15 protein-coding genes and 1 pseudogene are annotated in these 24,390 nt (G+C 70.1%); 13 read left to right on the forward strand and 3 right to left on the reverse strand.

The window, feature by feature from the left end; all coding sequences use genetic code 11:
• Positions 1-37: 37 nt before the first annotated feature.
• Positions 38-1,843 carry a glycoside hydrolase family 15 protein gene (locus AC0666_RS25335; protein WP_468585875.1) on the reverse strand — a complete coding sequence of 602 codons (1,806 nt, stop codon included), beginning with the start codon at positions 1,841-1,843 and terminating at the stop codon, positions 38-40.
• 474 nt (positions 1,844-2,317) lie between these two features.
• Here AC0666_RS25335 and AC0666_RS25340 point away from each other — a divergent pair, with 474 nt between their 5' ends.
• From AC0666_RS25340 to AC0666_RS25400, 13 genes and pseudogenes are all read left to right on the forward strand, one after another.
• Complete coding sequence (locus AC0666_RS25340) at positions 2,318-3,970, forward strand: CTP synthase (protein WP_361725602.1); 1,653 nt, start codon at positions 2,318-2,320, stop codon at positions 3,968-3,970.
• 83 nt (positions 3,971-4,053) lie between these two features.
• Complete coding sequence (locus AC0666_RS25345; protein WP_468585963.1) at positions 4,054-4,683, forward strand: NUDIX domain-containing protein; 630 nt, start codon at positions 4,054-4,056, stop codon at positions 4,681-4,683.
• Between the two features lie 183 nt (positions 4,684-4,866).
• A complete protein-coding gene (locus AC0666_RS25350) occupies positions 4,867-6,912 on the forward strand; it encodes a tetratricopeptide repeat protein (RefSeq protein ID WP_478708352.1) in 2,046 nt (681 codons plus the stop codon).
• A 152-nt stretch (positions 6,913-7,064) separates the two neighbouring features.
• Positions 7,065-8,180 (forward strand): alanine dehydrogenase, encoded by a 1,116-nt coding sequence (gene ald / locus AC0666_RS25355; protein WP_361725596.1) that lies wholly within the window; start codon positions 7,065-7,067, stop codon positions 8,178-8,180.
• Positions 8,181-8,506: 326 nt separating this feature from the next.
• The gene (locus AC0666_RS25360; RefSeq protein ID WP_468585878.1) at positions 8,507-9,667 is read left to right on the forward strand and encodes a ParA family protein; all 1,161 of its coding nucleotides are present in this window, start codon (positions 8,507-8,509) and stop codon (positions 9,665-9,667) included.
• Positions 9,652-10,101, forward strand: coding sequence for a hypothetical protein (locus AC0666_RS25365; protein ID WP_361725592.1), 450 nt, complete (start codon positions 9,652-9,654; stop codon positions 10,099-10,101). The genes AC0666_RS25360 and AC0666_RS25365 overlap by 16 nt, the downstream gene beginning before the upstream one ends.
• A gap of 159 nt (positions 10,102-10,260) precedes the next feature.
• On the forward strand, positions 10,261-11,403 hold the full coding sequence (locus AC0666_RS25370; protein ID WP_478708353.1) for a segregation and condensation protein A: 1,143 nt from the start codon (positions 10,261-10,263) through the stop codon (positions 11,401-11,403).
• Positions 11,400-12,053, forward strand: coding sequence for an SMC-Scp complex subunit ScpB (gene scpB / locus AC0666_RS25375; protein ID WP_468585880.1), 654 nt, complete (start codon positions 11,400-11,402; stop codon positions 12,051-12,053). The genes AC0666_RS25370 and scpB overlap by 4 nt, the downstream gene beginning before the upstream one ends.
• A complete protein-coding gene (locus AC0666_RS25380) occupies positions 12,053-13,363 on the forward strand; it encodes a pseudouridine synthase (RefSeq protein WP_468972143.1) in 1,311 nt (436 codons plus the stop codon). Before scpB ends, AC0666_RS25380 begins: the two co-directional genes overlap by 1 nt.
• 144 nt (positions 13,364-13,507) lie before the next feature.
• Positions 13,508-14,110 (forward strand): annotated as a pseudogene (pnuC, locus tag AC0666_RS25385) (nicotinamide riboside transporter PnuC); the annotation flags it as partial.
• Positions 14,107-15,186 (forward strand): AAA family ATPase, encoded by a 1,080-nt coding sequence (locus AC0666_RS25390; RefSeq protein ID WP_468972147.1) that lies wholly within the window; start codon positions 14,107-14,109, stop codon positions 15,184-15,186. The pseudogene pnuC and the gene AC0666_RS25390, both read left to right, overlap by 4 nt.
• Positions 15,150-15,917: an NUDIX hydrolase gene (locus AC0666_RS25395; protein ID WP_468972149.1), complete on the forward strand. Its 768-nt coding sequence runs from the start codon at positions 15,150-15,152 to the stop codon at positions 15,915-15,917. Before AC0666_RS25390 ends, AC0666_RS25395 begins: the two co-directional genes overlap by 37 nt.
• The gene (locus tag AC0666_RS25400; protein WP_478708354.1) at positions 15,914-16,930 is read left to right on the forward strand and encodes an ADP-ribosylglycohydrolase family protein; all 1,017 of its coding nucleotides are present in this window, start codon (positions 15,914-15,916) and stop codon (positions 16,928-16,930) included. Before AC0666_RS25395 ends, AC0666_RS25400 begins: the two co-directional genes overlap by 4 nt.
• 539 nt (positions 16,931-17,469) lie before the next feature.
• Here the strand turns inward: AC0666_RS25400 and AC0666_RS25405 are convergent.
• Together AC0666_RS25405 and AC0666_RS25410 are read right to left on the reverse strand one after the other, a co-directional pair.
• Positions 17,470-17,904: a barstar family protein gene (locus tag AC0666_RS25405; protein WP_478708355.1), complete on the reverse strand. Its 435-nt coding sequence runs from the start codon at positions 17,902-17,904 to the stop codon at positions 17,470-17,472.
• A gap of 23 nt (positions 17,905-17,927) precedes the next feature.
• Entirely contained in the window at positions 17,928-24,131 is a 6,204-nt protein-coding gene (locus AC0666_RS25410; protein WP_478708356.1) for a polymorphic toxin-type HINT domain-containing protein, read from the reverse strand.
• Between the last annotated feature and the right edge of the window lie 259 nt (positions 24,132-24,390).

Here is a 24,390-nt window from a genome sequence, read left to right on the forward strand (position 1 = left end):
GGGCGCGGCGGCGCCGTGGCGCCGCCGCGGGCGGCCGTCAGCCCCCGTACGCCCCGCTCGCCGTGAGCCGCAGCGCCGTGTCGATCAGGGGGACGTGGCTGAAGGCCTGCGGGAAGTTGCCGACCTGCCGCTGCAGGCGCGGGTCCCACTCCTCCGCCAGCAGCCCCAGGTCGTTGCGCAGCGCCAGCAGCCGCTCGAAGAGGTGGCGGGCCTCGTCGACCCGGCCGATCATCGCCAGGTCGTCGGCCATCCAGAACGAGCAGGCGAGGAACGCCCCCTCGTCGCCCTCCAGACCGTCCACCCCGGCCTCCGTGCCGGCCGTCGGATAGCGCAGGATGAAGCCGTCGGGCGTGGACAGCTCGCGCTGGATCGCCTCGATCGTGCCGATGACCCGCTTGTCGTCCGGCGGCAGGAAGCCCATCTGCGGGATCAGCAGCAGGGAGGCGTCCAGCTCCTGAGAGCCGTAGGACTGGGTGAAGGTGTTGCGTTCCTTGTCGTAGCCCTTCTCGCACACGTCCTGGTGGATCTCGTCGCGCAGCTCGCGCCAGCGGTCCAGCGGGCCGTCCGCGTCCCCGCTCTCGATCAGCTTGATCGTGCGGTCGACGGCCACCCAGGCCATCACCTTCGAGTGCACGAAGTGGCGGCGCGGGCCGCGCACCTCCCAGATGCCCTCGTCCGGCTGGTCCCAGTGCTGCTCCAGGTAGCGGATCAGCTTCAGCTGGAGCAGCGAGGCGTAGTCGTTGCGGGCCAGACCCGTCATGTGTCCCAGGTGCAGGGCCTCGGTGACCTCGCCGTAGACGTCCAGCTGGAGCTGGTGGGCGGCTCCGTTGCCGACCCGGACGGGGCGCGAGTTCTCGTACCCTGGCAGCCAGTCCAGCTCGGTCTCGCCGAGTTCCCGCTCGCCCGCGATCCCGTACATGATCTGCAGGTTCTCCGGGTCGCCGGCCACCGCGCGCAGCAGCCACTCGCGCCAGGCCTGGGCCTCCTCGCGGTAGCCGGTGCGCAGCAGCGAGGAGAGGGTGATGGCCGCGTCGCGCAGCCAGGTGTAGCGGTAGTCCCAGTTCCGGACGCCGCCGATCTCCTCCGGGAGGGAGGTGGTCGGGGCGGCGACGATCCCGCCGGTGGGCCCGTAGGTGAGCGCCTTGAGCGTGATCAGGGAGCGGATCACCGCTTCCCGGTACGGGCCGTGGTACGTGCAGTGGTCGACCCATTCGCGCCAGAACTGGGAGGTGGCCGCGAGGGCCGCCTTGGCGTCGGGAGCCTCCGGCGTGCCCTTGTGCGAGGGCTGCCAGCTGATGCAGAAGGCCACCCGGTCACCCGGCCCGACGGTGAAGTCGGAGTACGTGGTCAGGTCCTTGCCGTAGGTCTGCGCATCGGTGTCGAGCCAGACCGAGTCGGGGCCGGCGACGGCGACGGTGCGCCCGTCCACCTTGTGCACCCAGGGCACGACCCGCCCGTAGCTGAACCGCATCCGCAGGGCCGAGTGCATCCGTACGCGTCCGCTGACGCCTTCCACGATGCGGATCAGCTGCGGGGCGTGGTCCTCGCGGGGCGGCATGAAGTCGATCACCCGGACCGTGCCGCGCGGGGTGTCCCACTCGGACTCCAGGATCAGCGAGTCGCCCTGGTAGCGGCGGCGGGAGGCGTTCGGCGCCTCCGTCCCCTCCGGGAAGGCCGGACCGATCCGCCAGAATCCGTGATCCTCGGTGCCGAGCAGGCCCGCGAAGATGGCATGCGAGTCGAAACGGGGCAGACACAGCCAGTCCACCGACCCGTCCCGGCAGACCAGTGCGGCGGTCTGCGTGTCGCCGATCAGTGCGTAATCCTCGATGCGCCCGGACACGTTGCATCTCCAGTCGAACAGCGGCCGCCCCGAGGGGCGCTTCCCTTGCGCGGTCTTCCGTGGTGGTTCGGTTCCCCGCACTGAGCTCATGATTCCGGATGCGGCCGGGTTACGACGACTGCCGGTCTGCTCGGCGGCGATGTGAAGCAATATCCGAGCAGGATATGACGGCACCCTAGTGATCTCCTTGAGGCCCAGGACAGCGAGTCTGGGCCAAACGGGTGACCGGTGGCAATGCCGGAGTGAGTGCTGGCCGGGCGGGCGGTGGCGCGCCGTCGCGGTGCCGTCGCACCGCGTTGCCGGAGGCGGTCCGCCCCGGGCGCTGATAGGCTGGTACCCCGTGGACCGGTGGTCTGCCTGTGCGAATCAGGAGCCCCGAAACCGCAGCTTCGGCGCCCCCTGAGACCCTCCGGTTCGACGGTGGCCGGCGCCGGACGCACCTCACTTCGCGACCACGGGAGCCCCCTCTTGGCGATGCCGCCCAAATCCATGACGACCAAGCACATCTTCGTCACCGGGGGTGTCGCTTCCTCCCTCGGCAAGGGCCTGACGGCCTCCAGCCTGGGCGCGCTGCTCAAGGCGCGCGGCCTGCGGGTCACGATGCAGAAGCTCGACCCGTACCTGAACGTCGACCCGGGCACCATGAACCCGTTCCAGCACGGTGAGGTGTTCGTCACCAATGACGGCGCCGAGACCGACCTGGACATCGGCCACTACGAGCGCTTCCTCGACGTCGACCTCGACGGCTCGGCCAACGTCACCACCGGCCAGGTCTACTCGACGGTCATCGCCAAGGAGCGGCGCGGCGAGTACCTCGGCGACACCGTGCAGGTCATCCCGCACATCACCAACGAGATCAAGCACCGCATCCGCCGCATGGCCACCGAGGACGTCGACGTCGTCATCACCGAGGTCGGCGGCACCGTGGGCGACATCGAGTCCCTGCCCTTCCTGGAGACCGTCCGCCAGGTCCGCCACGAGGTCGGCCGCGACAACGTCTTCGTCGTGCACATCTCGCTGCTGCCCTACATCGGCCCCTCGGGCGAGCTGAAGACCAAGCCGACCCAGCACTCGGTCGCCGCCCTGCGCAACATCGGCATCCAGCCCGACGCGATCGTGCTGCGCGCCGACCGCGACGTCCCGACCTCCATCAAGCGCAAGATCTCGCTGATGTGTGACGTGGACGAGGCCGCGGTCGTCGCCGCGATCGACGCCAAGTCGATCTACGACATCCCCAAGGTGCTGCACACCGAGGGCCTGGACGCCTACGTCGTGCGCAAGCTCGACCTGCCGTTCCGCGACGTGGACTGGACGGTGTGGGAGGACCTGCTGGACCGGGTCCACAACCCCGACCACGAGGTCAAGGTCGCGCTCGTCGGCAAGTACATCGACCTGCCCGACGCCTACCTGTCGGTGACCGAGGCCCTGCGCGCCGGCGGTTTCGCCAACAAGGCCCGCGTCCAGATCAAGTGGGTCACCTCCGACGACTGCAAGACCCCCGCGGGCGCGGCGGCCCAGCTCGGCGACGTGGACGCGATCTGCGTCCCCGGCGGCTTCGGCGACCGCGGCGTCAACGGCAAGGTCGGCGCGATCACCTACGCCCGCGAGAACAAGATCCCGCTGCTCGGCCTGTGCCTGGGTCTGCAGTGCGTGGTCATCGAGGCCGCGCGCAACCTCGCGGGCATCGAGGACGCCAACTCCACCGAGTTCGACGCCTCCACCCCGCACCCGGTCATCTCGACCATGGAGGAGCAGCTGGCCTTCGTCGAGGGCGCCGGAGACCTGGGCGGAACGATGCGCCTCGGCATGTACCCCGCGAAGCTCGCCGAGGGTTCGATCGTGCGCGAGGTCTACGGGGACCAGGCGTACGTGGACGAGCGCCACCGCCACCGCTACGAGGTGAACAACGCCTACCGCGGCGAGCTGGAGAAGAAGGCGGGCATCGTCTTCTCCGGCACCTCCCCGGACAACAAGCTCGTCGAGTACGTGGAGTACCCGCGCGAGGTCCACCCCTACCTGGTCGCCACCCAGGCCCACCCGGAGCTGCGCTCGCGTCCGACGCGGCCGCACCCGCTGTTCGCGGGCCTGGTCAAGGCGGCGGTGGAGCGCCAGCAGGCCGCCAAGTGACGGCATAACCGCATAACGTAGACAGCCGGGGCAAGGATCTTGTCCCGGCTGTCGCGTTTTTCGGAAGGGTACCGGTCATGACCATGCGCATCGCAGACACCGCCGAGTCGTGGGAGGTCGTCGCCTCACGGACCCCCTTCGAGGGCGCGAAGACGGCCGTCCGCTCGGAGCAGGTACGGATGCCGGACCGGTCGGTGGTGCGCCGCGACTACCAGGTGCACCCGGGGTCCGTCTGCGTACTGGCGCTGGATGAGGAGGGCCGGGTGCTGGTGCTGCGCCAGTACCGGCACCCCGTACGGCACCGGCTGTGGGAGCTCCCGGCGGGGCTGCTGGACATGCCGGGGGAGAATCCGTTGCACGCGGCGCAGCGGGAGCTGTACGAGGAGGCGCACGTCAAGGCGGAGGACTGGCGGGTGCTGGCCGATTTCTTCGCGTCCCCCGGCGGCTCGGACGAGGCGATCCGGATCTTCCTCGCGCGCGGCCTGTCGGCGGCGGAGGGGGAGCGCTACGCCGCCTCGGAAGAGGAGGCGGACATGGAGCTGGCGAGGATCCCGCTGCCGGAGCTGGTCCGCGGGGTCCTCTCCGGCGAGCTGGGCAACCCGGGTCTGGTGACGGGCGTCCTGGCCCTGTCCGCGGCCCTCGCCTCCGGTTCCGGCCTGGAGGAGCTGCGGCCCTCCTCGGCGCCGTGGCCGGCCCGCCCGTACGAGGCGTAGCGGGTCCGCGCGTACGGACGGGAGCGGGCCCGCCCGTACGAGCGGAGCGCCGGCCCGTACGGGACCGGAGCCGGCCGGCCCGTACGAGGGCAGCGGGCCTGCCCGCAACGGGTGCAGCCGGGCCGGGCGAGTGGGGTCGGCGGTGGGGCCCGTGGTGTGAACATCGGCTGATCCGATCGGGCGATGTACCCGCCGCGCTCCCCACGGGTCGTCGCTCTGCGTGAACTACGCTCGCAACCCGAAGGCAGGGAGAGGAGCGGATCCGTGGCGGATTTCGTCGGGCGGCGGCGTGAGCTCAAGGAGCTGCGCGAGGACATCGTGCGGACCGGGCTCGACACTCTCTCCGGCCGCAAGGCCAAGTCCCCCCGCGCGCGGGTGCTCCTCGTCGCCGGCCGCCCCGGCTCCGGCCGCACCGCCCTCGCCGAGGCCTTCGTCCGCGAGGTCGCCGAGGACTATCCCGACGGGATCCACCGGGTCCGGCTGACCTCCCCCGGCGGGCAGACCGTCCCGACCGAGCGCGCCGTGCGGACCCTGCTGGAGGGCCTCGGCCAGGCCACCCCGCCGGGGGCCGCCGAGGACGAGCTCAGCTCCCACCTGCGCGCGGCCCTCGCCGACCGGCGGGCCATCCTCCTCCTTGACGACGCCGCCGACCCCTTCCAGGTCGACGCCCTGCTCCCGGACACCCCCGAGTGCCTCGTCGTCGTCACCGCCGAAGGCCCGCTGACCGGCATCCCGGACGTCCGCCCCTGCACCCTCGGCGGCCTGGAGACGCCCTCCGCCGTCAAGATGCTCGCCCAGCGCATCGGCGACACCCGGATCACCACGGACCCCTACGCCGCCGAGTCCCTCGTCGAGGAGTGCGGGGGCCAGCCCGCCGCGCTCGCCCTGGTCGGCGGGTGGCTCGCGGCGCACCCCAAGGCCTCCGTCGTCGACGTGGCCAAGCAGCTGCACGAGATGCCGCCCGCCCCCGGCGGCCCGCTCGGCCGCGCCTTCCGGCTCGTCTACGAGTCCCTGCCGCAGCCCGCCCAGCGGACCCTGCGCCTGCTGCCCCTCGCCCCCGCCGGCATCGTCGACTCGCACACCGCCTCCGCCCTCGCCGGCTGCTCGGTGGCCGCCGCGCAGTCCACCCTGGAGGACTTCGCGGGGCTGGGCCTCGTCCGGCACGCGTCCGACGGCCTCTTCCTGCTGCCGGGCTGCCTCGCGCCGCTGCTGAAGGCCCTGCTGGAGACCAGGGAGCGCGCCGGGGAGGTCCAGCTCGCACGGGCCCGGATGCTGGAGCGCACCGTACGGCTGCTGCACTCCTGCCGGGTCATGACCGCCGCGGAGGACGACGACGTCCGCGAGAAGCTGGAGGGCTTCCCGCGGGCACTGCGCTTCCCCGACCGGCGGGCCGCCGCGACCTGGCTGGAGACCCGGCTGCCCGCGCTGTCCGCGGCCGCCTCCGCGGCCGTGGCCGACGGCGGGCTGGACACCCTCGCCCGCCGCCTGGTCGCAGCCCTCGTACGGGCGCTGGCCGAGCACCGCGGCACCGCCGAGGCCGCCCCCGAGCTGTACGGGCTGCACCGCCTGGTCCTCGACGTGGCCGAGCGCCGCGACCTGCACCGGGAGAAGGCGGCGGCCCTGCTGAACCTGGCCGACCTGGACGCCGCGACCGGACGGACCGAGGAGGCGCTGGAGCGCTACCGGGCCGCGCTCGATGCGGGAAGGGCGGCGAACGACCCGTACGCGACCGGCCGCGCGATGGAATCCGTAGGCGGTGCGTACCAGGAGCTGGAGGACTGGCACCGGGCCTCCGACTGGTTCGGCCGAGCACTGGCCCAGGCCCTCGCCCGGGGGGAGCGGGCGGACGAGGCGCGGCTGTACGGACGGCTCGGCAATGTGCACACGTACGCGGGCCGGTACGGGGACGCGCTGCGCAACTGGCGGGCCGCCGCCGCGGGCTACCGGAAGCTGGCCGATGTGCCGGGCCAGGCAAAGGCGTTGAGCGAGATGGCGCGTATTCAGGAGTACGCCGGCCGGCCCGAGGAATCGCTGCACACCTGCCGGGAGGCCGTCGAGCTGGCCCGCAAGGCCGGGGATCTGCGGCTCCAGGCCGCTCTGCAGGTCCGGCTGGCCGACACGCTCGACCGGCTGGGCGACCCGGCGGCCGCCAGACTGCACAGGTCCGCAGCCGACAGATTGCTGGGAGACGACCCCGCAGCCTGCGAAATCCGCAGTACTTCCGACTGAGATTATTGGTTTGCAAGGCTAGACAGCGCCTCATCCTTCATTAGACTGGCTTCACCACGTCATCTCGTGGTGCATCCCGTTGCGCGCTCTTGTGGACGGGTATGTATGAAAGTGCCCCGTAACATCCCCTGAGCCAAGGACCGTGATCGACGATGAAGGTCGGCATCCCCCGCGAGGTCAAGAACAACGAGTTCCGGGTCGCCATCACGCCCGCCGGCGTGCATGAGCTGGTCCGTAACGGCCACCAGGTCTTCATCGAGCAGAACGCCGGTGTCGGCTCCTCGATCACGGACGCCGAGTACGTCGCCGCCGGTGCCGAGATCCTCGGCACCGCCGACGAGGTCTGGGCCACCGCTGACCTGCTGCTGAAGGTCAAGGAGCCGATCGCGGAGGAGTACCACCGCCTCCGCAAGGACCAGACCCTCTTCACCTACCTGCACCTGGCGGCCTCCCGCGAGTGCACGGACGCGCTGCTGGAGTCCGGTACCACCGCCATCGCGTACGAGACGGTCGAGCTCGCGAACCGCGCGCTTCCGCTGCTCGCCCCGATGTCCGAGGTCGCGGGCCGCCTGGCCCCGCAGGTCGGCGCCTACCACCTGATGCGCTCGGCCGGCGGCCGCGGCGTGCTCCCCGGCGGTGTCCCCGGCACCCACGCCGGCGAGTGCGTGGTCATCGGCGGTGGCGTCTCCGGCTGGAACGCCGCGCAGATCGCCATCGGCATGGGCTTCCACGTGACCCTGCTCGACAAGGACATCAACAAGCTCCGCGAGGCCGACAAGATCTTCGGCACGAAGATCAAGACGATCGTCTCCAACGCCTACGAGCTGGAGAAGGCCGTCATCGAGGCCGACCTCGTCATCGGCGCGGTGCTGATCCCGGGTGCGAAGGCCCCGAAGCTGGTCACCAACGAGCTCGTCGCCAAGATGAAGCCCGGAAGTGTCCTTGTCGACATTGCGATCGACCAGGGCGGCTGCTTCGAGGACTCCCGTCCGACCACCCACGCCGAGCCGACCTTCCAGGTCCACAACTCGGTCTTCTACTGCGTCGCCAACATGCCGGGCGCGGTGCCGAACACCTCCACCTACGCGCTGACGAACGCGACCCTGCCCTACATCGTGCAGCTCGCGAACCTCGGATGGGTCGAGGCGCTGCGCCGTGACCCCGCGCTGGCGCTCGGCCTCAACACCCATGACGGCCAGGTCGTTTACGGTCCGGTCGCCGAGGCGCACGGCCTGGCGACCCTTGAGCTGAGCACGCTGCTCGGCTGAAGCGTCAACGACTGACGTCAATCTCACGTATCCGGCCGGACCTTGCCCGCAAGGTCCGGCCGGACGTGTTTGCGGGATACGGACGGGCGCGCCTCAACTCGCCTCGAACGTAGCCCTTTAGCCCTTTCGCGCACCCGCGAAACTTCAGAGTGACAGCCCGGACGCCCTTGACAGAGAGGTGTTCGGTTGCCGACACATCGTTGCCGGTCCGGCGGATTGTGTTGCCGCTGAGTGGTGACACGCCATAGAGTCGCCAACCGTCGGCATGGTGCCACGCTGACCTATCGATAAGTGTCCTGGTCACGTCCGAGGAGGTAAGACGACTTGTGAATGAGTCGACATTTGCTCCTGGGGGTGGTCGAGCAGGGACGCCAGACCGGGGCCAAGGACCCGCCGGGCGCGAGGCTGTCGGCTCCGTCGCAGTCCGCACCTTCGCAAACCACCAGCACATGACGACGCCCCAAAAGAGCATGGACGGCCTAGACGTGAACTCCAGGGCCGGCGACCTGAGCGGCGACACGCCCACTGGTTTCGCCGACTACGACCAGGTGCCCGAGGGGCACTTCTACGACCCCGACGCGGAATACGAGCCCGACCCCGAGTACGCGGCCACCCTCGCTCCCGACGCTGCCCGCCAGCGCCGCGAGCGGATCGGCCCGACCGGACGGCCGCTGCCGTACTTCCCGATCCCGGGTCCGCTGACCGACCACGGTCCGGCGAAGATCATCGCGATGTGCAACCAGAAGGGCGGCGTGGGCAAGACCACGTCGACCATCAACCTGGGCGCCGCACTCGCCGAGTACGGGCGCCGGGTGCTGCTCGTCGACTTCGACCCGCAGGGCGCTCTGTCCGTGGGCCTCGGCGTGAACCCGATGGAACTCGACCTGACGGTCTACAACCTGCTCATGGAGCGGGGCATGTCGGCCGACGAGGTGCTGCTGAAGACGGCGGTCCCCAACATGGACCTGCTGCCGAGCAACATCGACCTGTCGGCCGCGGAAGTGCAGTTGGTCAGCGAGGTCGCGCGCGAGTCGACGCTGCAGCGGGCGCTGAAGCCGCTGATGAACGACTACGACTACATCGTGATCGACTGTCAGCCCTCGCTCGGTCTGCTGACCGTGAACGCCCTGACGGCGGCTCACAAGGTCATCGTCCCGCTGGAGTGCGAGTTCTTCGCGCTGCGCGGCGTCGCGCTGCTGACCGAGACCATCGAGAAGGTGCAGGAGCGGCTCAACCCCGAGCTGGAGCTCGACGGCATCCTCGCCACGATGTACGACTCCCGTACGGTGCACAGCCGCGAGGTGCTGGCGCGCGTCGTCGAGGCCTTCGACGACCACGTCTACCACACGGTCATCGGCCGTACGGTGCGCTTCCCGGAGACCACGGTCGCCGGTGAGCCCATCACCACGTACGCCTCCAACTCCGTCGGGGCCGCCGCCTATCGCCAGCTGGCCAGGGAGGTGCTCGCCCGGTGTCACGCCGAGTGAGTCTGCCCGGAGCCGACGAACTGTTCCGTACGACCGGGGGGACGGCGCTCCAGGCCTCCTCGCCGCGGCGGGGTGCCGAGGAGTCCCTGACCCCGGCCCCGCCGGAACACGCCGCGGCGCAGGCGGAGGGCACGGCGGGGTCCGCGGTGGGTCCGCAGCGGCGGCCGCAGGAAGGTTCTGCCACGCCGAAGAACCAGGGGCGCGGAGCGAACCGCCGCCCCAGCGGGCGGGAACGGCACGACGAGAAGATCACGGTCTACGTCTCCGCCGAGGAGCTCATGGACCTGGAGCACGCGCGGCTGGTGCTGCGCGGGGAGCACGGCCTGGCCGTCGACCGCGGACGCATCGTCCGCGAGGCGGTGGCGGTGGTCCTGGCGGACCTCGAATCCCGCGGGGACGCCAGCATCCTGGTCCGCCGCCTCCGCGGCCGCTGACCGACCCCGCGGGGCCCCTGCCCCCGGCCGCCGGCGCGGGTAGGGCCGGGTTCCGGTTCGTGGGGGTGCACCGGCGGTCCGTGCGGTGCGGGGGGTCCCGGGCGTGGCAGCCTTGGAGGTGGCCCGTCCGCAACCTCCTCCGTACCACCCTGGACTTCCATGCCCCTTCCCGCCGAACCCGGCCGCCCCACCCGCCGGAGCCTGGGGCGCGGCCCCGGTGTTCCCGCCCCGCCCGAAGCCCGGACCGACCGGGAAGGGGCCGTGGCGGACCGGGAAGAGCCCGCACCGGCGGTGCAGGAGCCCCGGGAACAGCCTGCGGGGGCGGGTGCCGTCCTGCCGGGCGCGCCGGAGGCCGTACCGGCCCCGGAGGCTCCGGCGGCCCCGGATGATGCCGTACCGGCCCCGGAGGCCACGGAGGTCCGGGAGGCCACGGAGGTCCGGGAGGCTCCGGAGCCCCCGCAGCGTCCGGAGGCCGCTCAGGCGGAGCGTACGGCCGCCGGGCCGGGCGACGGGCGGTTCACGTTGCGGCTGGCCAACTTCGAAGGCCCCTTCGACCTCCTGCTCCAGCTGATCTCCCGGCACAAGCTCGACGTCACCGAGGTGGCCCTCTCCCAGGTGACCGACGAGTTCATGGCGTACATCCGCGGCATGGGTCCCGACTGGGACCTCGACCAGACCACCGAGTTCCTCGTCGTAGCGGCCACCCTGCTCGACCTGAAGGCCGCCCGGCTGCTCCCCGCCGCCGAGGTCGAGGACGAGGCCGACCTCGCCCTCCTGGAGGCCCGCGACCTGCTGTTCGCGCGGCTGCTCCAGTACCGGGCGTACAAGCAGATCGCGGAGATCTTCGAGGACCGCGCCCAGAGCGAGGGCAAGCGCTACCCGCGCACCGTGGGCCTTGAGCCCCACCATGCGGAGCTGCTCCCCGAGGTCGTCATCAGCATCGGCGCCGAGGGCTTCGCCCGGCTGGCCGTCAAGGCCATGCAGCCCAGGGCCGCACCGCAGGTCTACGTGGACCACATCCACGCACCGCTGGTCAGCGTGCGCGAGCAGGCGGCCCTGGTGGTCACCCTGCTCAAGGCGCGCGGCTCGGCGACCTTCCAGGAGCTCACCGAGGACGCCGCGGACACCCTCACCGTCGTGGCGCGCTTCCTGGCCCTTCTGGAGCTCTACCGGGAGAAGGCGGTCATCCTCGACCAGGAGGACGCGCTGCACACGCTCACCGTCCGCTGGAGCGGCGGGGACGGCGACGGCATGCCGACCGTGACCGACGAGTTCGACCAGATCGTGGAGGCCGAGGAATGAGCGAGGAGACCCAGGCCGGCGGCGGCCCGGCGGCGTCCGTACGGGCGGTCGCGCTGAAGCCCGCCCTGGAGGCCGTCCTCATGGTCGTGGACGAGCCCGCGACCGAGGCGCACCTCGCCAAGGTGCTCGACCGCACCCCCCGCGAGGTCGCGGACGCCCTGCGCGAGCTCGCCGACGAGTACACCGTCCAGGGCCGCGGTTTCGAGCTGCGGCTCGTCGCGGGCGGGTGGCGCTTCTACACGCGCGCGGAGTACTCGGCTGCCGTCGAGGCCTTCGTCCTGGACGGGCAGCAGGCCCGGCTCACCCAGGCCGCGCTGGAGACCCTGGCGGTGGTCGCGTACCGCCAGCCCGTGAGCCGTTCGCGGGTCTCCGCGGTGCGCGGAGTGAACTGCGACGGGGTCATGCGCACCCTCCTCCAGCGGGGTCTGGTGGCCGAGGCGGGCACGGAACCCGAAACAGGTGCGATCCTGTACAGGACGACGAACTACTTTCTGGAGCGGATGGGCCTGCGCGGCCTGGACGAGCTCCCGGAGCTCGCGCCCTTCCTCCCCGAGGCGGACGCGATCGAAGCCGAGACGCAAGAGGGTGTTCCGTCGTTCGATCCGGACGCACCGGACACCGATGAAGACGACAAGACGACGGAACTTTGATGCGAAGCAGCGGTAACGGCAACGGCGGCGGCAACAGGAACAGCGGCGGCGGTGGTGGCGGACGCGGGAACTCCCGCGGCGCCGGCTCCGGCGGCGGTGGCTACCGCGGCGGAAGCTCCGGCAGCGGCGGTGGCGGTGGCTACCGCGGCGGCAGCTCCGGCAGTGGCGGTGGCTACCGCGGCGGCGGTTCGGGCGCGGGCGGCTCCCGCGACCGTGACCGCGACCAGGCGCCCCAGCGTCCGCGCAATCCCCGCCCCGAGGAGCGGCGCTACGACGTGGGCCCCGAGGGCGAGCGGTCCGGCCGCAGCGGCCCCAAGGCGGGCGGCGGCGGTGCCCGCGGCGCCTCCGACGGCGGCCGGGGCGGTTCGGGCGGCGCCCGCGGCGCGGCTGCGCGCGGTGGTGCCAAGGGCGGCCCCAAGACCTCCCGTACGCCGGGCGTCGGCGGGGCCGGCGGCCCGCGCCGCGGCCCCGGCAGCCGCAGCGGCCAGTCGCGCCCCCGCGAGCTGGACGCGCGGATCGAGGAGCGGGTGCGCGAGCGGTACGCGGACAAGCCCGTGATCAAGACCCCGAAGACCTTCCCCGGGGCCGAGCAGGAAGGCGAGCGCCTGCAGAAGGTGCTCGCCCGCGCCGGCATGGGCTCGCGCCGCGCGTGCGAGGAGCTCATCGAGCAGGCGCGCGTCGAGGTCAACGGCGAGATCGTGCTGGAGCAGGGCAAGCGCGTCCAGCCGAACGACGAGATCAAGGTGGACGGCCTGACCGTCGCCACCCAGTCGTACCTGTTCTTCGCGCTGAACAAGCCCGCCGGCGTCGTCTCCACCATGGAGGACCCGGACGGCCGCCAGTGCCTCGGTGACTACGTCACCAACCGCGAGACCCGTCTCTTCCACGTCGGCCGGCTCGACACGGAGACCGAGGGCATCATCCTGCTCACCAACCACGGCGAGCTGGCCCACCGCCTCACGCACCCGAAGTACGGCGTGAAGAAGACGTACGTCGCGGCGATCACCGGCCCGCTGCCGCGGGAGATCGGCAAGCGCCTCAAGGACGGCATCGAGCTGGAGGACGGCTACGCGCGAGCCGACCACTTCCGGGTGATCGACCAGGTCGGCAAGAACTACCTGGTCGAAGTGACCCTCCACGAGGGCCGCAAGCACATCGTCCGCCGCATGCTGGCGGAGGCCGGCTTCCCGGTCGAGAAGCTCGTGCGGACCTCCTTCGGGCCGATCGAGCTGGGCGACCAGAAGTCCGGCTGGCTGCGCCGCCTGACCAACACCGAGGTCGGCATGCTCATGCGCGAGGTCGGTCTGTAACCCCCAGTTCCTCCGTCCCCCTCTCTGCTCGGGGGACCGAGCCCGCAGTGCCCGTGTGGCACTGCGGGCTTTTTGCTTGCCCGCCACCCCGCCCTCTGTTTATAGTCATCATGACTATTAACGGAACGAGGGGGGCCGGCCGTCATGAGCTGGACCGAAATCCTGGGGTTCGCCACCGGCGCCCTGTGCGTCTGGCTCGTCGCCCGGCAGCACGTCGCCAACTGGCCGATCGGCATCGCCAACAACGTCTTCTTCATCGTGCTGTTCGCGCAGTCCGGCCTGTATGCCGACGCCGGACTGCAGTTCGTCTTCATCGCCCTCGCCGCGTACGGCTGGTGGTCCTGGACCCACGGGGGTGGACCAGGAACCGCCGAAGCCCTGCCGGTGCGGCGCACCACACGCACCGAATGGGCCTGGCTGGCCGCGGCGGGGGCGGTGGGGGTGCTCGGGCTCACGCTCCTGCTGAGCCGGTTCACCGACTCCACCGTCCCCTTCTGGGACGCGCTGACCACCGGGCTCTCGCTGATGGCCACCTACGGCCAGTGCCGCAAGCTCGTCGAATCCTGGTGGCTGTGGATCGCCGCCGACCTGGTCTACATCCCGCTCTACGCCTACAAGGGCCTGTACCTGACCTCCGGGCTGTACGTCGGCTTCCTCGCGCTCTGCGTGGTCGGCCTGCTCGGCTGGCGGCGTACGCTGCCGGCGCGCGGCGCCCGTACGGCCGCTGCCGCGGAGGCCACGGCATGAGGCGCTTCGGCCACGGGCTGGTGCTCGGCAAGTTCTACCCGCCGCACGCCGGCCACCACCACCTGGTGCGCACCGCCCAGGAGCAGTGCGAGCGGTTGACCGTACTGGTCTGTGCGGCCTCGGTGGAGTCGGTGCCGCTCGCCGACCGGGTCGCCTGGATGCGGGAGGCCCACCCGGAGGCCGAGGTCGTCGGCGCGGTGGACGACATCCCGGTCGACCTGCACGACCCGGCGGTCTGGGAGGCCCACATGGCGGTCTTCCGCGGCGCGGTGACGGGCCGTGTGGACGCCGTCTTCACCTCGGAGGCGTACGGGACCGAGCTCGCGCGGCGGTTCGGGGCCGAGGAGGTCTGCGTGGACCCGGAGCGGACCCGCTTCCCGGTGTCCGGGACCGCGGTCCGGGCGGACCCGGTCGGCGCCTGGGAGTTCCTGGGGCCGGCCGTACGGGCGGCCCTGACCCGGCGGATCGTCGTACTCGGCGCCGAGTCGACCGGTACGACCACCCTGTCGCGGGCGCTGGCGGCGCACTACCGGGCGCGCGGCGGGGTGTGGGCCCGGACGGGCTGGGTCGCCGAGTACGGGCGCACGTACAGCGAGGAGAAGCTGGCGGCCGCGCGGACGGCGGACCCGGCGGCGACCTGGGAGGACGTGTCCTTCACGTCGGCGGAGTTCCCGGTGATCGCGCGGCGCCAGGACGCGGAGGAGGAGCGGGCGGCGCGGTCGGGTTCGCCGGTGCTGATCTGCGACACCGACTCCTTCGCGACCGGTATCTGGCACGAGCGGTACATGGGAGGGCGCAGCGAGGAGGTCGAGAAGATCGCCGCGCTGACCCACAGGGACCTGTACCTCCTCACGGACCACGCGGACGTGCCGTTCGAGGACGACGGGCTGCGCGACGGACCGCAGCTGAGACCTTGGATGACGGACCGCTTCCGCGAGGAACTCACGCGCACCGGCAAGCGTTTCCTGACCGTGCGCGGGGACCGCGAGGCGAGGCTGGCGACGGCGGTCACAGCGGTCGACGAACTGCTGGCCGCGGGATGGCAGTTCGCGGACCCCCTGCCGGAGCACCGATGACGACGGACGCCTACGACCCGCACGCGTTCGAGCCGTTCGCGGTGACGGTGGACCTGGCGGTGTTCACCGTCCGCGGCGGGGCGCTGCACGTCCTGCTGATCCGGCGGGGGCAGGAGCCGTACGAGGGGGCCTGGGCGCTCCCCGGCGGCTTCGTCCTGCCGAGGGAGTCCGCGGAGACGGCGGCCCGCCGGGAACTGGCCGAGGAGACCGGCCTGTCGGAGGCGGTCGTCGCCGCGCTCCACCTGGAGCAGCTGCGCACCTACAGCGATCCGGACCGCGACCCGCGGATGCGGGTGGTCTCCGTCGCCTTCACGGCCCTGGTCCCGGACATGCCGGAGCCGGCGGCGCAGGGCGGCGGGGACGCGGACCGGGCGCGGTGGGTGCCGGTGGGGGAGACCGGGCCGCTGGCGTTCGACCACGCGGCGATCCTGGCGGACGCCCGTTCCCGGGTGGGCTCGAAGCTGGAGTACACCTGCCTGGCCACGGCGTTCTGCCCGCCCGAATTCACCCTCGGCGAGCTCCAGTCGGTCTACGAGACCGTCTGGGACACCGCCCTGGACCGCCCCAACTTCCGCCGCAAGGTGCTGGCCACCCCGGGCTTCGTCGAAGCCGCGCCCGGAGCCGCCCGCCTGACCGGCGGCCGCGGCAAACCGGCCGCCCTCTACCGGGCGGGCCCGGCGACCGCCCTGCACCCCCCGCTGCTGCGCCCCACGGAAGGACAAGCGAAATGACTGCGAAGAAGCGGGCGGCGACGGGAGCCCTCCTCGGCCTCGCCCTGGGTGACGCCCTGGGCTTCCCGACCGAGTTCAACGACGTCCCGTCGATCCTGGCGAAGACCGGCCCGTGGCGTTCCATGCCGCTGCCCCGTCCGGCGATCGTCACGGACGACACCCAGATGACCCTGGCCCTGGCCCGCGGGATACGAACGGCGACGGTCGGCGGGCGCGTCGACCCCGCGGGGCTGGCGGGCCCGGTCCGGGAGGAGTTCGTCGCCTGGTACCACTCCCCGGAGAACAACCGCGCCCCCGGCAACACCTGCCTCACGGCATGCCGGCTGCTGGACGACCCGGCCCGGGACTGGCGGGACGCCGGCCAGATCGGCTCGAAGGGCTGCGGGGCGAACATGCGGGTGGTGCCGGTGGGGCTGGTCCCCGGCTGGACGGAGGAGGAGCGGGCCGGCGCCGCCCAGCTCCAGTCGGCCCTGACCCACGGCCACCCGACGGCCCTGGCGGCCTCGGACCTCACGGCCCGGGCGGTGTTCCTCCTGGCCCAGGGCACGGAGGTGACCGGCCTGGTCGGCCGGCTCCGCTCGTACGCCCTGGACAACCGCACGCGCTACCACGAGCGCTGGCTGGGCGACCTCTGGATGCGCACGGCCTCGGACGCGACACCGGAGTCCTTCATCGCCCGCGGCTGGGACGACTGCCTGTCCGCCCTGGACCGCCTGACGGCGGCCCTGCGGACCCCCTCCCCGGAAACGGACCCGTGCCTGACGACGGGCGACGGCTGGATCGCGGAGGAGGCCCTCGCCACGGCCCTCCAGTGCTTCCTCCTCTTCCCGGAGGACCCCCTGACGGCCCTGCGCCGCGCGGCCTGCACGAAGGGCGACTCGGACTCGATCGCCTGCCTCACGGGCGCCTTCGCGGGCGCCCACCTCGGCGGTGCCGTCTGGCCCCGCGACTGGGACGCCCGCATCGAATACCGCGAGGACCTCCTCACCTTCGCCACCTTCTGGGACGCGTGATCCGTCGGCCAGCCTTGGCTGTACACAGCTGGCTGGCCCACCGCCCTGACGTGCCTCAGGCCCCTGCGGTAACGCGTACAGGCCCGCCGAGAAGTTCTCTCGGCGGGCCTTCTGATGGCGAGGCTACGGGTTTGGAGTCCTGCGTCTGCGCCGTACAAGCTGTCCTTCGGGCAGAAGACCACGAAAGCCGCAGCGACCGCGCTCGTGACGAGATCCACAACGGCCCCGACAAACATTCAGGGCCGCCACTGCTACACCCGCATCCGCACCCGTAAGTGTTGGAAGCCGACACCACCGGCTTCGCGGACCCACCTTTCATCTGACCAGGAACCGAGACGCCATCGACACCCTTAGCGTGGCACTTGACGGTTGGCGTAGGCCAAACCGGCATCGCCGAGGGCTGGCAACCGCTGCGCCGCACGGCCACATTTGCTGACGTTGCCGTCGACCGCTCTCTGCCAGGCACCGCACAGGCCCCACCAGAAGGTTCTGGTGGGACCTGTAGCTATCACGACGCGATCACGGGCAGACGGCCAACCTTACTCCCTCGTGGGGCGCCAAGTCCCCCAATAGAAGAACTCCAGCTGCCATTCACCTCCGCCCTCGGATTCGATAGTTTCCGTCGCATTCTGAAGATGCCACGACATGTTCACGAACAGGCGCAAATCCCGACCTGCAAGCACATCCGAGTTCAGAAGCCCCACGATCAATCGGCGCGGCTTCTCCTGAAACTCGGCAGAAAGCAAGTCGAAGAACCCGTCCCAGCCACCACGAAAGTAGTCCGGGAAGCCAAGCTCCTGCCCAACCGCTAGGGAGGAGTCGCGCTCCGATTCGAAGGGCGAGGCATCGACACAGCGGACTTCGAATCCTTGCCCCTCTACACGACGCGTGATCTCATCTCGGTCGACATCTGGCAGCAGGTAGGGCGGGGCCGACAATCCTGGGATGACGCGGGAGATTGATTGCCACTGCATGTTTCCTCAACCTTCGCCAACTTCTATCGAAGCCGGATGAAATTGTCGTAGTGGCTGGTGGTGTAGTACACCTCGCCCCTCTTTCCAAACACGAGACGCTCCGCGCCTCTACCTCCCGTCCCGTTGGCAGAAGGCCAAACATCGCTTTCCGTGTAGTAGCCGAGCGGTCGAGTCGGGAGCTGTCCGTTGCTGTTTCCGTACTCGCCGGGAGGTCGACCACTCCTGCCGCCCTGATGCGTCATGGCGGGCGGCCGCCCATTCATGTCGTAGAAGTCAACGACCTCTTGTATTCGGTCCCGAGTGGTGGCCTTGCTCTCCCCGAAAATCCCCTCTTTGAGTGGGGTGCCGAAGAGACAGTTGCTGTTGTGAACCAGAATCGGCGTCTTGTCCGCCAGCACATAATACGTGTGGAGGTCGGCCACCGTGAGGTTGTATGTTTTGGCGCGTTGAGTGAACGGCTCATTCTCGGTGACGATTGCCGTGTCGCCTGTACTGGTGAGCAACGACATCCCTGCGACCAGGGTGCCAGCCTCCAACCAAGCATTCTGGGACGGGGACCAGAACGGATGTTCGTGGGTGGCGGTGAGCTGTTCGATGCCGTTCTTTGTTGCGATCGACAGTTTGTTGAACTGTTTGTCGTCCTCAGTGGTGATGAGTCGCGTTACCGGGCGCTTGGAAGTTTGCCCTGAGCGCGGGTCCGTCGCCAGAACCTCATCGCCGACAGCAATTTCTTCGATCTTCTTGCTGCTGCCGTCCGCCATCAAAACTTCCGTTCCGGCGAGGAAGCACTTGCAGCCGGTGACGGGAATCTTGCGCGAACCGTTCATCGAGGGCTTACTCGGGACCCTCTTCCCGCCGCCTTCGCCGTAACCGAGGCCATAGACTATGACGACGGCCATCGTGTGCTCGGCCAGATAGTACGCCTTCTCCCCCCCGGAGCACTCCGCTTCCTCACAGGCGAGCATCATCGCCTGGGTCTTGTTGATCCAATCTTCGTCGGGGACAAACGCGCCTTGCCGCTCTGTGAGCTTGAGATATTCCTTGATGTAAGTCGCAATGAATACCTCCTTGTTCTTCTTGGGCAAGACAATTCCGTCGCCGTTGTCCTTTTCGAAGATGGTCGGCGGGCGGTAAGTGTTGCTGTTATCGGTTCCGTACCCCCCCTTGAGGTTGTTCTTGGGGCGGTTGGGGTCTGAAGCCGGCAGTTTGTCGTCGCGGGGGTTGAAGTGGCCGCCGCAATGGCCGTTGTAGCAGTCCGCTTCCTGGAGCCCTGAGGGGTCGCTCAGGGAGACCGGGTTGTTGCTGGAGTAGACGTACCCGTGCAGCTGCTGCGAGTTCGTCAGGTCCATGATCGGGTCGACCGAGATGAAGCGGCCCGTGGACGGGTCGTATTCGCGGGCGCCGAGGTGGGTGAGGCCGGTGTCGGTGTCCTTGGTGCCGCCGACGAAGCCCTTGTCGCCGGCCCAGGTGGTGGGCTTGGGGCCGCGTTCCTCGCCGAAGATCCCCGTCTTGCGGCGGGTGACGGCCTGGGCGGCGTCCGCCGTGATCTGGGTGGTGCCGGTGCCCTGGTAGTTGGCCAGGAGGAACGTCAGCTTGCCGTTCTCCCGCATCGCGACATCGCCGTAGTAGCGGGTGCCCTTGACCGTGCCGGTCTTGTCCAGGCGGAGTTCGTTGCCGCCGGGCAGGTAGAGCGTGGTGCCGGTGGTGTCCTTGCGGAGCAGGCGCTGGCCGGCCGCGTCGTACTTGAAGGAGTCGCTGGAGGTGCCCTGGTTGAGGGTCTTCAGGTGGCCTTCGGCGTCCCAGTCCAGGTACTGGGTTTCGTTGGTGCCGGACTTCCGGGTCTTGGTGTTGCCCGAAGCGTCGTAGGTGAAGGTTTCTTCGTGCGGGTCGGTGCCGGCCTGGGTGACCTTCGGCAGGTCGTGCTTGCCGGCGGTCGGCGCGGTGTAGGTGCGGACGGTGTCGGCGGTCGGGCCCGAGGCCGTGGTGTGCTTGGTCTCGGTCTTGCGGTTGCCGACCGCGTCGTAGGTGTAGGTGGTCCAGTACGGGTCCTCGCCGCCGATGACCGTGGTCGACGGGGCTGCGGCGCAGGTCTCGCCCTTGTTGGTCCAGGCCTGGGTGATGCGGTTGAGGGCGTCGAGGTTGACGCACTGCGTGTCGGTGGTACGGGTGGCGTCCTGGCCGTAGGCCGTGGCGATGGAGGTGATGGCCCCCGCCGGGTTGTAGCCGTACTTGGTGTCCTCGATGCGCTGAGGTGCCACATCGCGGTCCGTGTACGCACGGGCAACCGCGCCGGTGTGCTCGTCGTACTCGGCGGACCGGTACAGACGCTGGCCGAGCGCGCCCAGCTCCTGACGGATGCTGCGGCCGTAGTGGTCGTACGTCATGGCCGAGACGAGGCGGCTGCTGCCGGCGGCCATGCTGTTGAGGAGGCCGGAGACGCTCTTGTACGTGCTGCCGACGGTCTCGGCCGGCAGGTCACCCATGGCGGGCTGCTTGGTCGTCAGGAGCTGGCCGGCGATGTTGTAGGTGTTCGACCAGTTGTAGGTGCCTGCCAGCACCCCGGTGTCGGGGGTGGACGGGACGGTCACCTTCGAGGCGAGGGGCTGGTAGAAGTCGTTGTAGAGCGTGACCTCCGACTCGAAGGCCTTGCCGTCCACGTAGCGGGTCGACTTGGTCGGCTGCCCCTTGGCCACGGTGTCGTAGAGCTGCGAAGTCAGCAGGGTCGCGCCCTGCTTGGTCGCGGTGACGCGGCCGAGCTCGTCGTAGTCGGTGTGCAGGGTGACGTTGCGGGCGTCGGTCACATCGGTGGCCCGGCCGCCCACGTCGTAGGTGGTCTTGGTGATGCCCTTGTCGGGGTCGTTCGACTCCGTCTGCAGACCGCGGACGTCGTAGGTGTACGTCCACTTCGCGTTGCCCGGGTCGGTGACCTGGGCCAGCTGACCGAGCTTGTTGTACGTGTACGAGGTCGACTGGGACGCGGTGCGGGCCGCGTCCGTGTACTGCTTGAGCTCGACCGTACGGCCGAGCGCGTCGACGACGGTGGTGCTCGCCGTGCCGCCCTGCGGCGGGACGACCGTGATCGTGTCACCGGTGTAGCTGGTGAGGCTGCGCTTGGTCTCGGTGCCGTACTTCTTGGCGATCACCGCGGTGACGCGTCCCGCCCCGTCGTACTCCGTGTCCGTGGACGACGGGTACGCCGTCTGCTGGCCCACGACGAGCTGCGCCTCGGGGGCTCCGTCGGCGTAGTAGGTGCCGGAATTGCGCCACGCCAGCCCGCGGGTGTCGTAGAACACTTCGCTGATCAGGCGTCCCGCCAGGTCGGGCGACTGCGTCTGGCTCTGCCGGTCGCGCAGCAGACCGTCCTGGATGCTGTAGGTCACGCCGTACTTGTAGTCGTGCGTGAGCGACTTCGACGTCACCACGATCGGGCCGTCATTGCGGATCAGGTACTCGAAGACGCGGCTCGGCGAGGTGGGGAACGTGGCGGCCGGCCGGTTCGGCAGCCACACGTTGGTGAGGCGGCCCAGGGCGTCGTACTCCGTGGTCGTCACCTTGCCGTTGGCATCGGTGACCTGACGAGGCCGGGACCGGAGAGGATCGACCGACGAGGTCGTGACGTGCCCCAACGGGTTGGTCACGGCCATCGCGGTCGGCGCCTCACCGGTGGCCGGTGTGTACGCGGTCGTCGACACCTTGCCGTACGCGTCGGCTGCCGCCAGCTGCCGGCCGTGGACGTCGTAGCAGAGCTGGTCCTTGGCAGGACCACAGGTGCTGGGGACCGAGGAGACGGGGTCGTAGTTGTCGCCCTTGCCGTTGATCTTCTCGATCTTGGTCATCAGACCCTGACCGGGAACCGTGCCGAGGGCGCCGTTGTCGAAGTACGTACGGACGTCATTGACCACGTCCGCCGGACGCGACACCGGCGAACCGCATGCGACGGCGACCGTCTCCACACGGCTGATCTTGGTTAGGATCCAGCTGCCGGTGTTGCGCGCGTAGGACGTGGCGGTGCACTTCTCGTCGCCGGTCTTGGCCGTGTCGCCGCTCTCGGAGACCGAGTCGATCATGCCGTAGTCGTCGAAGTGGTTCGCCGACTCCACGGTGCGGACACCGCCGGTGACCGTCGTACGGGTGGACTGCTTCTCCGTGCCCGTCTTGTACGCCACGAGATCCGGCAGGCCGTCGCGCTTCCTGGTCGCCACCGCGGTCGAGCGCCACGGAGTGGAGGAGGTGGCGGACACGAGCTTGGTGGTGTCGTCGCCGTTGTAGCTGGCCGTCTCGCGTACCATGCCCGAGAACTCGTCGCGGTCGATGACCGCGACACCGGCCGAGTCCTTGACCTCCTTGCCGTCCAGGCCGCGGAAGTAGCGCGTTTCCGAGAGCGTCTTGGGGTCGCTCGCCGCGCCGGTGCGGGTCTGGACCCGCTCGTAGCCGCGGGCGACGGAGTGCACCCGGTTCTCGGCCTTGGCGAACTCGTCCGTGCTCTTGGCCCAGGCGGCCCCGCCGAGGTAGTCGTACGAGGTCACCTTGTCCGGGGAGTCGGCGAGGTTGTCGCCCTCCACGATCTGGGTGACGACGTAGGTGTTGAACCAGTCGAGCTTGGCCGTGTCGCCTTCGAAGGTCCACTTCACCGGGTAGCAGCGGGTGGTGTTCGTCTCGTCCGGCTTCGGCAGGGTCGTCGCCGTGCACTCGGGCTGGGAGTAGGTGACGCCGATGGTGCCGCCGGTCTCCGTGGTCACCTGGTACATCCGCAGGCGGATGAACGGCGCGAGTCCGTCACCGGTCGCATCCACGCGGTTCGCACGCTGCTCGCCCGCGAAGGTGACGGGAGGGAGCGTGATGTCCGCGGCGTCGCCGGCCTTGGCCGTGCGGGTGATCGACTTCAGCCACATGGGGGTGGAGATGCCGTCGCCCGAGGGCGGGAAGTTCTGGTCCAGGGCCCAGGAGTCGACGTCCTTGTACGCACCACCGGTCAGGATCTTCGTGTTGATCCCGGTCAGGCGCACCCGGGACCAGAACGTCGGTGAGAACTGGTCCTTGCACTCGGTCGACCCGTCCTTGCAGAACAGGTCGTACGGGCTGTCAGGCCAGTTCTTGGCGTTGGTCTCGTCGAACGTGCCGCAGTTGCTCAGGCAGCGCTCGGAGACGTCGAACGTGACCTGGCCCATCGCCTTCGCGGTGTAGACCGTGTCGGAGCGCAGGCCGTAGTCGATGTGGTCCAGCCAGCCGCCGCGGATGTACGGGGTGACCGTGCCCTTGCCCGTCGTGGTGGAGACGTTGCGGGCGTAGTTGTTCGTCTCGGTCTTCCAGTAGTACGCCATCGCGTCACCGCCGGGCGCGACCACGTAGTCGAGCTGCCAGCGCCAGGCCTGCTGGCACCAGCCGCTCGCGAACGAGGCGTTGTAGCAGGGCTCGCCGGCCTGGTTGCCGTACACCGGTACGGTCCAAGTGGAGTTCGTCGTCGGGGTCGACGCGTCCTTCCAGCCGGGCAGGCGGTTCAGACCGAAGAAGTACTGGGTGCCGTCGGCCGTGGTGACCTTCCAGTGCTCGCCCACGCCGTCGACACCGGCGGTGCCCTTGTCGCCGTTGACCGCGCCGGTGAGCTTCTCCACCTTCTCGTTCGAGTCGGACGCCGGGTGCCAGCCCTTGCCCTGCTCGAAGACGAGCTCGGTGGACTTGCCGTTCAGGGACAACGTCGCGTTGTCGTTGAACCAGCACTGGTCGCCGACCTTGGTGGTGTTCGTCCCACCCGTCTTGTCGTCCTCGCAGGACTTGTACTTGCGCTCGATGAAGCCGGGCTCCCAGTTCCCGCCGTCACCGATCCACGAGGCCTGCGTGTTCGACGCGGAGGTCTTCCCGTCCACCGACTGCGAGCTGTAGCCCAGGGAGATCTTCGGGTCCAGGCCGCCGGGTACGGTCGGTATGTCGACGTTGTAGGACCAGGAGAAGGCGCCGGTCGAACCGCCCGCGTTCCAGGAGCCGGACGGCTGGAGCGAGGTCGCCTTGTAGTCGCCGGTCGGGCCGGACGCGCCCGCCGTGGCCGCGAGGACCGTGGCGCCCGACGCGGCGGCGGCCGCGGACATCGGCATCTGGGCCGACTTGCTCGCGGCCCCCGTCGCGCCCGGAGCGCTGATCTGCGTGGACAGCTTGCCCGTGCGGGTGTCGTTCTCGTCTTCAGCGGCTTCTGCGTACGGCACTCCGCGCGCTCGGGAGTCGTCAGCGCACACGCCGGGAGCTCCACCAGGTGGAGGCGGGCCGCGTAGTCGCCGCCGTAGGCCTGGCGGAACGCGTTGTGGGCCACCTCGACCTTGGCGGGGGCCGAAGTCGCCACACCGTCCGAGCGGCCCACCGAGAGCAGGACACCGTCGACGCCGGCCTTGCGGGCTGTCTTCTGGTCGGCGAGCGAGACCTTGACCCGGCCCGGGTCGGTGACTCCGGCGGCAGAACTGCTCCTGCCGACCACGGACTTGGAGAAACCGGAGTCGG

The sequence above is a fragment of the Streptomyces sp. NPDC043680 genome (assembly GCF_056436685.1).